This window comes from Massilia sp. P2_C2, assembly GCF_056404615.1.
This window is the reverse complement of sequence record NZ_JBFUDR010000008.1, coordinates 1-12,343: the sequence shown is the minus strand read 5'-3', so window position 1 is coordinate 12,343 and position 12,343 is coordinate 1. Positions and strand designations below refer to the sequence as shown.

11 protein-coding genes and 1 pseudogene are annotated in these 12,343 nt (G+C 69.2%); 2 read left to right on the top strand and 10 right to left on the bottom strand.

The genetic code is table 11. The features are described from left to right. Window positions 1-131: 131 nt before the first annotated feature. The 3 genes and pseudogenes from AC1DYX_RS01885 to AC1DYX_RS01875 form a co-directional block, all read right to left on the bottom strand. Window positions 132-338, bottom strand: coding sequence for a hypothetical protein (locus tag AC1DYX_RS01885; RefSeq protein ID WP_477255787.1), 207 nt, complete (start codon window positions 336-338; stop codon window positions 132-134). A 20-nt stretch (window positions 339-358) separates the two neighbouring features. Then, window positions 359-427 (bottom strand): annotated as a pseudogene (locus tag AC1DYX_RS01880) (hypothetical protein); the annotation flags it as partial. Between the two features lie 245 nt (window positions 428-672). Further along, complete coding sequence (locus AC1DYX_RS01875; protein WP_477255724.1) at window positions 673-1,023, bottom strand: hypothetical protein; 351 nt, start codon at window positions 1,021-1,023, stop codon at window positions 673-675. Window positions 1,024-1,288: 265 nt separating this feature from the next. Between AC1DYX_RS01875 and AC1DYX_RS01870 the strand changes: the two genes are divergently transcribed. Then, window positions 1,289-1,777, top strand: coding sequence for a hypothetical protein (locus tag AC1DYX_RS01870; protein WP_477255722.1), 489 nt, complete (start codon window positions 1,289-1,291; stop codon window positions 1,775-1,777). 157 nt (window positions 1,778-1,934) lie between these two features. Here the strand turns inward: AC1DYX_RS01870 and rnk are convergent, their stop codons facing one another. Both rnk and AC1DYX_RS01860 read right to left on the bottom strand, forming a co-directional pair. Further along, window positions 1,935-2,342 (bottom strand): nucleoside diphosphate kinase regulator, encoded by a 408-nt coding sequence (gene rnk, locus AC1DYX_RS01865; RefSeq protein WP_477255720.1) that lies wholly within the window; start codon window positions 2,340-2,342, stop codon window positions 1,935-1,937. A gap of 50 nt (window positions 2,343-2,392) precedes the next feature. Then, window positions 2,393-2,542 carry a hypothetical protein gene (locus AC1DYX_RS01860; RefSeq protein WP_477255718.1) on the bottom strand — a complete coding sequence of 50 codons (150 nt, stop codon included), beginning with the start codon at window positions 2,540-2,542 and terminating at the stop codon, window positions 2,393-2,395. 418 nt (window positions 2,543-2,960) lie between these two features. Here AC1DYX_RS01860 and AC1DYX_RS01855 point away from each other — a divergent pair, with 418 nt between their 5' ends. Then, entirely contained in the window at window positions 2,961-3,395 is a 435-nt protein-coding gene (locus AC1DYX_RS01855) for a DoxX family protein (protein ID WP_477255716.1), read from the top strand. 11 nt (window positions 3,396-3,406) lie between these two features. Here AC1DYX_RS01855 and AC1DYX_RS01850 read toward each other — a convergent pair whose 3' ends face one another. The 5 genes from AC1DYX_RS01850 to AC1DYX_RS01830 all read right to left on the bottom strand — a co-directional run. Further along, the gene (locus AC1DYX_RS01850; protein WP_477255714.1) at window positions 3,407-4,312 is read right to left on the bottom strand and encodes a diguanylate cyclase; all 906 of its coding nucleotides are present in this window, start codon (window positions 4,310-4,312) and stop codon (window positions 3,407-3,409) included. After that, complete coding sequence (locus tag AC1DYX_RS01845; RefSeq protein ID WP_477255712.1) at window positions 4,309-7,800, bottom strand: hybrid sensor histidine kinase/response regulator; 3,492 nt, start codon at window positions 7,798-7,800, stop codon at window positions 4,309-4,311. The genes AC1DYX_RS01850 and AC1DYX_RS01845 overlap by 4 nt, the downstream gene beginning before the upstream one ends. Further along, a complete protein-coding gene (locus AC1DYX_RS01840; protein ID WP_477255710.1) occupies window positions 7,778-9,172 on the bottom strand; it encodes an oxygenase MpaB family protein in 1,395 nt (464 codons plus the stop codon). Before AC1DYX_RS01840 ends, AC1DYX_RS01845 begins: the two co-directional genes overlap by 23 nt. Further along, window positions 9,169-10,050, bottom strand: coding sequence for a carotenoid biosynthesis protein (locus tag AC1DYX_RS01835; protein ID WP_477255708.1), 882 nt, complete (start codon window positions 10,048-10,050; stop codon window positions 9,169-9,171). The genes AC1DYX_RS01840 and AC1DYX_RS01835 overlap by 4 nt, the downstream gene beginning before the upstream one ends. A gap of 62 nt (window positions 10,051-10,112) precedes the next feature. After that, a partial coding sequence (locus AC1DYX_RS01830) for a TonB-dependent receptor (protein ID WP_477255706.1) occupies window positions 10,113-12,343 on the bottom strand: 2,231 nt, incomplete at its 5' end.

The window sequence follows — 12,343 nt, the reverse complement described above, 5'->3', positions numbered from 1 at the left end:
GATTCATTGAGTGGATGAATGACGCCAGACTAGATCCCGGCCGGCACGGGCGCGAGCGCAATGTGGCGAGCCGGGAGCGGGGTGGGGCGAACCGGACGCCGGCCACCCCGCGGTGGTCGGCGTCCGTCCGGTCAGAGCCCGGCGGTCTTCGTCGCAGGCGCGGCCAGCTCGATCTTCAGGGCCGCCGCGTGCGCGGTCGGCAGGCGCTTCGGCAAGGTCACGGCCAGCACATCGTCGCGCTGCGTCCATGTGAGGGCCGATTTGTCGCCCAGCAGGTGGACCGAGCGGATCGCCCCGTCGGCATCAGCGCGTCCGGATCGAAGTGTTCCGCCTTCCACAACGGAATGATGTCCTTGTAGCCGGCCTTGGACGGGTGACCGTAGTGCTCCAGATGATGCTGGTATTGCGGCTGGCCCTGGATATACATATTGCGCGCATACCAGTCGCCGGCGCGCGGCACGGCCGGCGGGCCCCAGTGCCGGCCAGATGCCGAACTTGGCATCGCGGAACCAGTCCGGCACCCGGTACTGCTTCAGCGAGGCGTCGTCGTTGGTAAGGGCCGGGGCGTAGCGGCGCGACATCGTCGTCCGCGGCGAAGGCCGGTAAAGAGCATGCCAGCAGGCCGGCGAGTGCACAGTGTCGAAGTTTGCGGGGCGCCATCTTTGTTATCTGCTATCGAGAAGGTGTGCACAAGTGCTCACCGATCCCTTCCTGCCCCGAGCCGTCCTGCTGACCGTGCTCGTGCCTGACAGGCGTTACTTCCCCGCCTCCCGCCGGGTCATGGCCGGCGGCAGTGCCCGGCGTTACCGCCTGGCTCGCCTCGGGTAGCGCCGTTTGCGCCGCATGGGCGCCGGTGGCGAGCCGTGGCAGATTGACCGCCGCGTTCACGTCGCGGTCGTGATGCGCGCCGCAGCCTGCACTGGTCCAGGTGCACTCGCCGAGCGCGAGCTGGTCGTTACGCTCCCAGCGCTGCGGAGTCTTGACCGTGGTCCCCAGCAGCCTGGCGGCCTGTCTGAATCCCATTGTGCTTTCCATGATCACGATTGGACACGTCTACTTACATTTGGTTCGACTAGAGTCGAGCGCCATGAATAGTAAGTATCGGGATGTGCGAGCCGCGCGATGATAGCCCGTGCGTCATGCGCCATGCGCAGGTTGAGCAGTACTGTTGGTGCGCCTGGCAAATTTTATGAAGCCCGTCCGGGCGCGGGACGAAGGCTGAAACGGGTTGGTAACAATTGCAACCTAGAATCTTTTTTTCGTCCCGTCCGAAGGCCAGGCCATGTCCATGGAATCCTCCCGCCGTTTTTCCTCTTTGCTCGACGCCGTGTATGGCAAGACCGTAAAAGGCCGCGACGAAGTGACGCGGCGCGCCCTGACGCTGAACGGCCGCCAGCGCAGCGTGCTGATCATGCTGGATGGCCGCAAGTCGTGTGCGGCGCTGGCGCCGCTGATGCCGGCAGGGCAGGTGGCGGCGATCATCGAGGAATTGCTGGCGCTGGACCTTATTGCACCATGCGGTGGAACTGCCATCGCCGGCGACGCCGGTCTCGACCGCGTCAGGCGCTACATGGTCGGCGCGGCGCGCACGCATCTGGGGCTGCTGGCCGAGGAAGTCGTCGCGCGCATCGAGCGCGCGAGCGATGCCGGGCAGTTGCGTGGCGTCGTCGGGCACTGGCACATGGCGCTGCGGGATTCGAAGCATGGGCGTGCCGCGGCCGGGGACTGCCTGCGCGAAGTGCGGGAGGCGCTGCGGCAGGCTGGCGTCGAGGCCTGATCCGTGAAGAGCAAAAAAAAAGCCCGCTGGGTAGCGGGCTGAATCTATTTTCTTGGAGGAAGATAGAGGAGACAGGAACCATGATGCTGCATCGCACAAAAACAGTCCAATGATGTTTCGTGATAGCAGTTATCCGATTGCCATATGTCTTTCTTCCTTACAAATGGAACTGGCCGGCGCGCTCGGGCTGGTAGACGACTTCGACCACTTCCACGCCGATGCTGCGGCCGCCGGCACGCTCCCAACGGACGCGGTCGCCTTCCGACAGCCCGAGCAGCGCGCTGCCGACGGGGGACAGGATCGACAGGGTGTCGCCGTCGTGGTCGACGTCTTTCGGATAGACGAGGGTCCTGCACCATTCGCCGCCCGCATCTTCCAGGCGGAAGCGGACCGTCGAATTCATCGTCACGACGCGGGGCGGCATGTCCCACGGTTCGAGGACGGCGGCGCGCGCGAGTTCATCCGACAGCGCGTCCCGGGTGGATGCCTGGGCGGACGGCAGCCGGTCCAGCAACTGGTCGATGCGGTTCAGATCGAGTGTGGAAATGGTGATGTTTGGAGGCATATTCATACTCCTCATGAAACGAGTGAATGAGTGGACCCGCGGGCGCCGGCTTACTCGAATTCGAGCAGCAGCAGACCGAGGGGGAGGCACAAGGCCAGGAGGAAGCCGATCCGCTGGCGCAGGCGTTGGCGGCTCGCGATCAGGTCGTTGAGCGCCCGGAAGCTGGGCGGACGGCGTCGGGATACGGGGCGGATTCTCATATGGCGTAAACAAAGGGTGTGCAAAGCCGCCTGGACGACCAGGTGGCGGGTCAGCGTCGAGGAAAGCCCGGCAAGCGGCGCAATGCCGTTGCCGAGCCTAATCAAGCCGGGCGAGGAGGCGTGGCAGGCAGAACGCCGTGCCACGGGCAACGGATGCGGGGCGCGCGGAAGCCGCCATCGCGAGGACGGGAGCGGGAGCAACTCGACAGGGAGAAAACATCGTGTGAACCATCGCGCAACCTTGGATCGTTGGAACCGGGACGATGGCGCAAGCCACGTCTGAGTAACCAATTGTACATCATGTCGTGCCGACAGGTAGTTTCGCTTGCCGACGGTGGACATCCATCCAAAGACGGATCCGGCCGGGTCCGTTGCGGTGTAGATTCGGGCCATCCAAACCGTTCGCAAAGGAGCACCCATGACGACCCCCGACCTCGATTACATCCATGCCCCGGCCGCCGCGCGCGCTACGCCCGGCTTCGACCGCGCGGTGCGCACGGCCGGCCGGGTCCTGGTCGGCGTGCTGTTCCTGTGGGCCGGCATCGACAAGGTGCTGGGCTGGCAGGRCGCGCTGCAGGAAGTGGCGGCGGGCGGGCTGCCGGCGCCCACGGTGATGCTGGCGTTGACCGTGCTGCTGCAGGTGGCGGGGGGCGCCGCGATCATCGCCGGACGGTGGCTGGCACCGAGCTGCTGGGCGCTGGCTGGTTTTACGGCATTGGCGACCGTGCTGTATCACGGCTTCTGGCATGCGACCGGGGCCGCGCGGCATGCCGCGCTCATTCCGTTCATGGAGCATGTGTGCATCGTCGGGGGCTTGCTGGTGGTGTCGACGCTGGAGCATCCCCGCCGTTGACGTGTCCCTGATTAGGTCCGCCACACCACCCGGTTGCGGCCTTCCTGCTTGGCGCGGTACAGGTGTTCGTCCGCCGCCTCGAACAACTCGGCCGCGCTTTCCGGTCCGTGCCCGCCGAGCGTGGCGCCGCCCACGCTGACCGTGAGCATGGACGAGACCTGCGATGCCGCGTGCGGCAGTTCGAGCGCGGCAATCGCCGCGCAGATCCCGTCCACCACGTGGCGTGCCTGGACACCGTCCGTGTCCGGCAGCAGCAGCACCAGTTCCTCGCCGCCGTAGCGCGCCGCCAGGTCGGCCGGGCGGCGCAGGCTGGCGGACGTCGTGCGCGCGACGGCGCGCAGCGCGCGGTCTCCGGCCGGATGGCCGTAGTAGTCGTTGTATTGCTTGAACGCGTCGATGTCGAGCAGGGCCAGCGACAGCGGCCAGCCGTTGCGCTGGGCGCGCTGCCATTCCTGGGCGTACAGCTCGTCGAAGCGGCGCCGGTTCGCCAGCTCCGTCAAGCCGTCCACGTGCGCCAGGCGTTCCAGCATGCGGCGCTGGCGCACGAGCTGCAGGTGCAGCGCCACGCGCGCCATCACGACGGTGGCGTTGAACGGCTTGGCGATGTAGTCCGACGCGCCCAGCTTGAGGCCGTTGGCCTCGTCCTCCGGGCGGTCCAGCCCGGAGATGAAGATCACGGCGATCTGTTCGAGCTGAGGATCGGCGCGCAGCCGGCGCAGGACTTCGTAGCCATCCAGGTCGGGCATCATCACGTCGAGCAGGATCAGGTCCGGCGCATGGCGCGCGGCCCGGTCCAGCGCCTGTTCTCCATTCTTCGCCAGCAGCACCGTGTACTCGGGCTTGAGCAGCTCGGCCAGCACCTGGCGGTTGATCGCGTCGTCGTCGGCGATCAGGACTTTTTGCGGTTCCACGTTCACGATGCAGCCTCCGCCTGCTTGTCGACGGCGCGTTCGAGCACGTCGAGGTGGGTGAGCGCGCGCTCGTATTCGATCTCGTCGACGGCGGCGTGGATGGCGGCCAGCACTGCGGCGTGGCGCGGGTCGGCCAGTACGCCCTGCAGCTCGGCCAGCGCGTCCTCGGCGCGCGCGTCGTCCGTCTCCAGGAAGCCGCGCAGGCGCGCCATCGCGGCGCCCGCGTCGAGGCCGCTGACGGCTGGCGCCTGCACGGCGTCGATGCGCGCCAGGCCCGAGAGYACGCCGTCCAGCGCGACGATCAGGTCAGGCGCCAGTACGGCGATGCGTTCGTTGCGCCCGGCGCGCAGTTCCTGCTCCAGCGTGCCGGCCAGGGTGGCCAGCGGCGTCGCGCCGATGTAGGCGGCGCCCGACTTGAGGTTATGCGCCAGCATCTGCAGCGGCGCGTAATCGCCGTGCGCCAGCGCGTCGCGCATTTGCCGCGGCGCGGGCGCGTACTCCTGCAGGAAGCTGGCGATGCGGCGGCGCAGGCGCTGCGCCTGGCCACCGGCATTGGCCAGCGCCCGCTGCCAGTCGATGCCGTGCATGGCCGGCAGGCTGGGCGCCGTGGCGGCAGCGGGAGGCTGCGCGGGCTGCATGGGCTGAGCGAGGGGCGGTACGGCGGCGCGGCCTTCGAGACGCTGCGGATCGATCCATTTCACGAGGGTGCGCAGCAGCAGCTCCGGATCGATCGGCTTGACGATGTGGTCGTTCATGCCGGCCGCGAGACTCTTCTCGCGGTCGCCGGCCATCGCGTGCGCCGTCATGGCGACCACCGGCACCTGGGTGCAACGGGGCAGGGCGCGCAGCGCGCGCGTGGCCGTGTAGCCATCCATGCCGTGCATCTGGATATCCATCAGCACGAGGTCGTAGTCGCCGTCGCGCGCCATCTGCACGGCTTCCTGGCCGCCCGTGGCGACGTCGACCCGCATGCGCGCCACCGCGAGGAAGTCGAGTGCGACTTCGCGGTTGTTGGCGTTGTCGTCGACGAGCAGGATGCGCGCGCCGGCCAGCCGCTCCGCATCGCCCTGCGCACCCGGCGCGGACGGGACGACGGCGCCGCCCGCGGCCGGCCCGGCGAGATCGGGACGCAGCACCTGCAGCAGGCTGTCGTACAGCAGCGCCGGGCCGACCGGCTTGGTGAGGAAGCCGCACTGGGGCAGTTCGCCCTCCTGCTGCAGCACGCCCTCGCGGGTACAGGCGCTCACCATCAGGATGGCGGGCGGCGCCGCGAAGCGCGCGTCGGAGCGGATGCGGCGGATCGTCTCGACGCCGTCCCAGCCCGGCATCCTGTAATCCATCAGCACCACCTGGTACGGCTCGCCGTCGTGCACGGCCTGCGCCAGCCGGGTCAGCGATTCCTCGCCGGAAGCGACGCCGTCGGCCTGGATGCCGAAGCCGTCGAGCATCTCGACGAGCGCGTCGCGCGCGCCCGCGCTGTCGTCGACGACCATCACGCGCATGCGCTGCAGCTGGGGGCCGGTGGCCGGCGCGGGCTCGGCGCCGGCGTCGGCGATGCCCAGCGGGACCGTGAAGCTGAAGCGGCTGCCCACGCCCGGCGTGCTGGTGACCGTGATCGTGCCGCCCATCAGCTCGACGAGCTGCTTCGAGATCGACAGGCCCAGGCCCGTGCCGCCGTACTTGCGGGTGATGGAATTGTCGGCCTGGGTGAACGACTGGAACAGGCGCGCCAGCTGCTCGGCGTCCATGCCGATGCCGGTGTCGCTGACGGAGAAGCGCAGCACGACGCGGCCCGCGTCGCGCTCGGCCACTTCGACGGCGACGACGATCTCGCCTTCCTCGGTGAACTTGACGGCGTTGTTGGTCAGGTTGATCAGCACCTGGCCCAGGCGCAGCGGGTCGCCCACGAGGCGGCTCGGCACGCCGCGCGGCACGCAGAACACGAGTTCCACGCGCTTGGCGTCGGTCTTGATGGCGGTGATGCTGGACAGGTGTTCGAGCATCTCGTCGAGATCGAACGGCACGGCGTCGAGCGTCATGCGGCCGGCCTCGATCTTGGAAAAGTCGAGGATGTCGTTGATGATGCCCAGCAGGTGCTCGCCGGCGCCGAGGATCTTGCCGAGGTAGTTGCGCTGCTTCGGATTCGGGTCGGCCATCAGCGCGAGGCGGCTCATGCCGATGATGGCGTTCATCGGCGTGCGGATCTCGTGGCTCATGTTGGCCAGGAATTCCGATTTCATGCGGGTCGCGGCCTCGGCGCGCAGCATGGCTTCCTGGATGCGCTTGGTGCGCAGGCCCAGGATGCGCATGAATACGATCATGTCGAACGTGCCGCCGAACTGCGTGGAGTTCAGCGTCCAGTAGGTGGCGTCGAGGCCGCCCTTGATGACCTGCGCCTGCATCGCCGAGCTGATGAAGCTCGCGGCCCAGCCGACGAGGAAGTAGACGCCGACCGTGTCGCCGCGGCGCGCGCGGTTGAACGCGCCGGGAAGGCCCAGCAGCATGGGCATGATGCCCAGCGAACCGACGACGGCCACGAGGACTTCGTCGTGGATCAGGTCGAAGCCGAAAGCGCTTGCCGCGACCACGCACAGCACGGCGCCGGTGCGCATCAGGCGCGGGAACACCCGATCCACGCCGGGCCGCGTCAGGGCTTCGCCGACGAACAGGTAGCCACCGCAGGACGTCATCAGCGAGATGATGCCGGTGGCGTGCACGAGGGCCCACGTGCTGGTGCCCCACAGGTATTCGGCGCCGAGGCCCCACCACGCGATGTTGTAGAGGGCCAGGCCGCCGATCAGCAGCGAGTACTTGGCGAACAGGATCTCGCGCAGGTTGGCCCACTGGGCGAGGCTGTACAGCAGCAGGCACAGGGACAGGCCCATGAGGATGCCCTGCACGAGCCGGTCGCGCAGCGCGCCCTGGTAGAACGCGTCCGGTTTCTCGAAGGTGATCGGCAGGATCTTCGGGCCGTTCGTGTCCACGCGCAGCAGCATCTCGTAGTCCGTTCCCGGTGCCAGGTGCATGACGAAGGCCGGCACAGGTCCGCCGAGGGCGTCCGGAGCGCGCACGGTCCGGTCCGTACCGCCGCGCAGGTGGCGCTCGATGCGGCCGGCGCGCGCGACATACACGTCGACGCGGCTGAGCAGGCCGAAGTCGAACTTCAGGGCCCAGGCGCCGTCGCCGCCGGGCGCCGTGTGGACCGGCACGCGCAACCACACGATACCTTTTTCCATGCCCAGCGTCGCATAGGCGGCATGCGGYGGCGTGAAGCGTCCGGGCGTGGCGACGAGGGCGGCGGCGTCTTCCCGGCTGGCGGGATCGCGCAGCAGGGTCACGGCCGGCCAGGCCTCGACGCGGAGCGTGGCATCGTCCAGCACGAGCGGCGCCGGGGCGGCGCGGGCCATGCCCAGTACGGACAGCAGGACGCACAGCAGCGCCAGTGCGAGCAGGCGCGGCATGCGCGGCGAATCAGGAAAGGGCAGTGCCGGCATCGTTCATCCTCGAGGGGGCGGACTTTGCGCGCCCGGTGAAGCGGCGCTCGATGGCATTCATCCAGCGCGGCGCCCTGGCGTCGTTGCCCCAGGCGCTCACGGCGTCGTTCACCTGGCCCAGCAGGGCATCCGGCAGCTTCAGCGGGCGTGTCTCGTCCATCAGCAGCTTCGCGGTGAGGTTGTAGCCCAGGATGCGCGTGACGAGGCGCGAGATCGAGAACCCGTGGAACACCAGGCGTCCGAACGCGTCGATGACGCGCACGAGGCCGAAGCCCAGCACGAACAGCACGCGCGACAGCAGCGACACGTGGCCGTTCAGGCCCAGGTCGCGCGCCGCGTCCTTGCCGACCAGGCGGAGCGTCAGCAGCACCGGGAACGGCTTCAGCGGCCGCAGCGGGATATAGCTTTGCAGCGTCCCGACGAGAGCGCCGGCCAGCGCGGGACGCGGGTCGGGTGTGCGGTCCTGGCCGCGCGCGGCGGCCTGGATGGCGGTGAACATGCGCGTCGCCTCCGGCATCGTCTCCGGCATCATGCCGCGTTCGATGCCGATCACGTGTCCCAGCACATTCCAGGTGTGCATGTACGCGTTCTCGTCGGCTTCGTCGAGGCCGAGGCCGAGGCGGCGCAGGCCCTGCAGGAACACGTAGTCGAAGGTCAGCAGCGTGTAGGCCAGCTCTTCCTGGTTGCAGGGCAGGCCGAGGCGGTCGATGTCCCAGCCGTGCGCGTACAGCGCCTGGTGCATTGTCCCGCCCCTGGTCAGCAGGCGCGGGAGGCGGCGCGGCGCCACCAGCGCGTCGGCCACGTCGCCGCGCAGCACGAGGTAGCGGATCATCGCGTGGATCAGGCGCACCTTGATGGCCTGGGCGATGCCGCCGCCGGACGGAGCGGTCAGGCCGCCGTGCATCATGACGGGGAAGATCATGGCGGCCGTGGCGCGCACGCGGTAGTCCGTATGCTGTTCCAGCTGGCCGGCCGCATGCAGCACGGCGGCCAGGTCGGGGAGCACGTAGCACTGCGGCAGGCTCGCGCAGAACAGCAGCGTGCACGACACCATGCTCATTTCCATGAACAGGACTTCGGCGCGCGCGATGGCGGCGGGGTCGGCCCAGTCGGGCAGCACGCGCGCCTCGGCCACGTACGCTTCCAGCGCGGCGGCCATTTCCGCGGGCACGCCGGGACTGGCGCGCCAGCCGTCCAGTTCACTGTTCAGCTGCCAGCGCGCGATCTCGGCGTTCAACGGCGCGATCGTCGCCATATCCGGGCCGCCCGGATGGCCGGGGCCGAAAATGCGCGCGATGGTGGCGTCGGCCAGCGGGTCGGCGCGCAGGGTTGGGTCGTCGGCCAGGCCGGGTTCGAGGGCGTCGCGTTTCATGCGGCCTCCTTCAGCGTGTCGGCCGCAACGGCGGCGGGTGCGTCCACCTGCGCGGCCGGGCGGACGAGGACGCCCTTCCAGCGCAGCAGGCCGACGGTCGCCGCCAGCAGCGGGAAGCCCATCGCGAACAGGGCGATGGTGCGTGCCTCGACGGGGTAGCCGAGTACCATCTGGTAGACCATCAGGCCGGCGTACACCCCCAGCGGCACGACCACGTGGCGCGCCGCGGCCGGCGCGGCATCTGCCGCCGGGCTGACGCGCGCGAGGCGGCGGAACGCGAACAGGATCGCGAACGAGACGGTCATCCAGCCGGCGAAGCCCTGCACGGTCTCGCCGAACCACGCGCCGTCCGTCTTCTCCATGATCCAGGCCTTGAGCACGTACACCATGTAGGGGTCGACGCCCAGGTCGTAGCAGGTGACGACCATCGCGCCCAGCAGCGCCATGATGGCGTCGTGGCGCGCCGGCGCGGGCCGGTCGACGGGATCCTGCCAGGCGATCAGGTTGGCGATCACGTAACCGATGTAGGTGAGGGCGAACCACATCATCGGGATCACGACGGGTACGTCGCCCAACTGCGGGCCGAGCACGGTCGTGTACGTGTAGCTGCCGAAGAACCAGCCGTACGACGCCCCCATCTGTTCGCCAAACCAGCCGCAGCTGGTGGCGATGGCGACGAGGCGCAGCGCGGCCGTGCCGCCGAGCAGGCGTTCGGCGCTGGCCCAGCAACAGCCGAACATCAGCAGCGAGCTGGCGACGAGCAGTACGGTGGGCGTGCCGCCGATGCGTGCGGCCAGGGGAAGCAGGAGGGCGGCCAGCAGGACGGTGGCGGCGGCGGGAAGACGACGGTGCTGCAGCAGGGGCATGAACTTGGTCACGGTGGCTCCAGGGCGCGGCGTGGTACAGGGACGGCCGCCGGCACGCGGCGGCCGCGGTCGGGTCAGAAACGGTAGTCGAAGCGGACGTCGGCGGTGCGCGGCTCGGTCGGGACGGCGAGGCCGACCGAACCGATCGTCATCGGCCGCACCTCGTTCTCGAGATTGCGCACGCGCGCCAGCACGCTCCAGCGCGCGCCGGACGGTTCCCAGCCCAGGTGCAGGTCGGATTCCGTATGGCCGGGGACGCGGTACTTCAGCCCCGCCTGCGGCGCACCCAGCAGGTAGCTTGCGCTGGCGCGCGTGTTCACGCCGGCCTTCAGCTGGCCGCCGGCGAGCGCCACGAGGTGTTCCCAGCCGAGCGACAGCGTGCGTGCCGGCGTGCGGTCCAGCTTCACGCCGGCCCAGGAGTGCACGCCGTCCGGCGTATAGCTGACGTAGTGCGCGTCGAGCAGCGTGAGGGCGTACGTGAAGCGGTCGGCACGGGTTGCCAGTACCTGGCCATCCGCTTCCAGGCCGCGGATGGCGGCCTCGCCGGCGTTCGTCGTCTCATAGCGCGGCTTGCCGCCCACGACCGCCACGTTGGACAACTGCAGGTTGCGGTAGTCGTAGTGGAACACGGCCAGGTTCAGGCTCGCGCGGCCGTCCCAGAAGCGGGTCTTGGCGCCGGCCTCGTAGGCGCGCACCGTCTCCGGCTGGTAGGTCAGCGTGGCGGCGGGCAGCGCGCTGCCGGCCGGGCAGCCGATGCCGTTCTGCGCATCGCCCGCCGCGCAGCCGTCGTTGAAGCCGCCGGCCTTGTAGCCGGTGGCGATCGATCCGTAGACGAGCGTGGCCGGGGCGAGGTCGTAGTCGAGGCCCAGGCGCCACGTGGTCTTGTCGGTGCCGATGCGGCCGGCGTTCAGTTCGCGCAGGTCGGTGGCGGCGTTGAACGCCGGCGCGCGCTGGTAGCCGATAGTGCCGGTGCGGGCCTTGTCGTCCTCCGTGTAGCGGGCGCCCGCGGTGGCGCGCAGGCCGTCGGCCACGCGCAGCGTCGCCTGGCCGAACACGGCCTTGCTGCGCGATTCGACCGGATCGTTGGCGAACACGTAGTAGGGCGGCAGGCCGACGGCCTGCAGGTCGCGGAAGTAATAGACGTCGCGCGCGCGCTCGCGGAACCAGTACACGCCGCCCTGGGCGCTCAGCGGGCCGGCGCCGTTCGTCGCCAGGCGCAGCTCGTGCGAGTCCTGGTTGTAGTGGCCGGAGAACGGCTGGCGCACGCCGAGCGCGATCGTCGGCGTCACGCGGTAGTAGAAGTTGTACAGGTAGTCGTGGTCGAAGCTGCGGTGCGCGCCCAGCCACGACAGCGTGGCAGGCCCGAGGTCCCAGTTCAGTTCCGCCGTCAGGCTGGATGCCTTCTTGTGCGAATATCCCTGCTCGAAGCGCGTGTTCGGCGGATTGAAGCGGTAGGTCAGCTGGCGATCCGTACCGTCGCCGTTCCACACGGGCTGGCCGGTCGCGATGCCGCCGTAGAAGTTGGAATCGGGGACCGTGCTGTCGTTGTTGCTGTCGTCGCGGCTCGCTTGGTAGCGCACGAGCAGCGACGCGGCCGGGCCCAGCGCCAGCCTGGCGGACAGGCGGGCGGCGCGATCGTCGCGGTCCTGGCCCAGCTGGCGCGGCGTGGTCGTGCCGTTGCTCAGGTAGGCGTCGTGCTCGTTCCAGGTGGCGGCGGCGCGCAGCGCCAGCACGTCGTTCACCGGCACGTTGACCATGGCGCCGACCTTGCGCTCGCCCCAGTTGCCGATAGCAGCATTGACGTCCGCCTCGAAATGCGCCACCGGCGCCTTCGTGATCACGTTGACGACGCCGGCCGTCGTATTACGGCCGTACAGCGTGCCTTGCGGGCCGCGCAGCACCTCGACGCGGTCGACGTCGTACAAGGTCACGTTCTGGCTCTGCGGCCGCGCGACATAGACGCCGTCCACCATGAATGCGGCCGACGGATCGCCTTTTTCCGTGACGTCGGCATTCGACACGCCGCGGATCGTGATGCGCAGGCCGTCGTACGAATTTTCCAGGTAAGTGTTCGGCAGGCGAGCGGCGAGGGTGCCCGGCGTATCGAAGCCGCCGGCGTCGAGCTGGCTCGCCGTGAGCACGCTCATGGCCACGGGCGTCTTCGATGCCGGCGCGGCCGTGCGCTGCGCCGTGACGATCACTTCCTGGATGCCGGACGTTTCCGTACCGTCCGCCTGCGCCCACGCCGGCGCGGACAGCGTGCCGCACGCGATCGTGGCAATGGACATGGCAAGCAGGTCAGGGG

Coding starts and splice junctions, on each gene's coding strand:
- AC1DYX_RS01840 (WP_477255710.1), bottom strand. CDS start 9,172: ATGAAACGCGACGCCCTCGAACCCGGCCTGGCCGACGACCCAACCCTG.
- AC1DYX_RS01875 (WP_477255724.1), bottom strand. CDS start 1,023: ATGGGATTCAGACAGGCCGCCAGGCTGCTGGGGACCACGGTCAAGACT.
- rnk (WP_477255720.1), bottom strand. CDS start 2,342: ATGCCTCCAAACATCACCATTTCCACACTCGATCTGAACCGCATCGAC.
- AC1DYX_RS01870 (WP_477255722.1), top strand. CDS start 1,289: ATGGAATCCTCCCGCCGTTTTTCCTCTTTGCTCGACGCCGTGTATGGC.
- AC1DYX_RS01860 (WP_477255718.1), bottom strand. CDS start 2,542: ATGAGAATCCGCCCCGTATCCCGACGCCGTCCGCCCAGCTTCCGGGCG.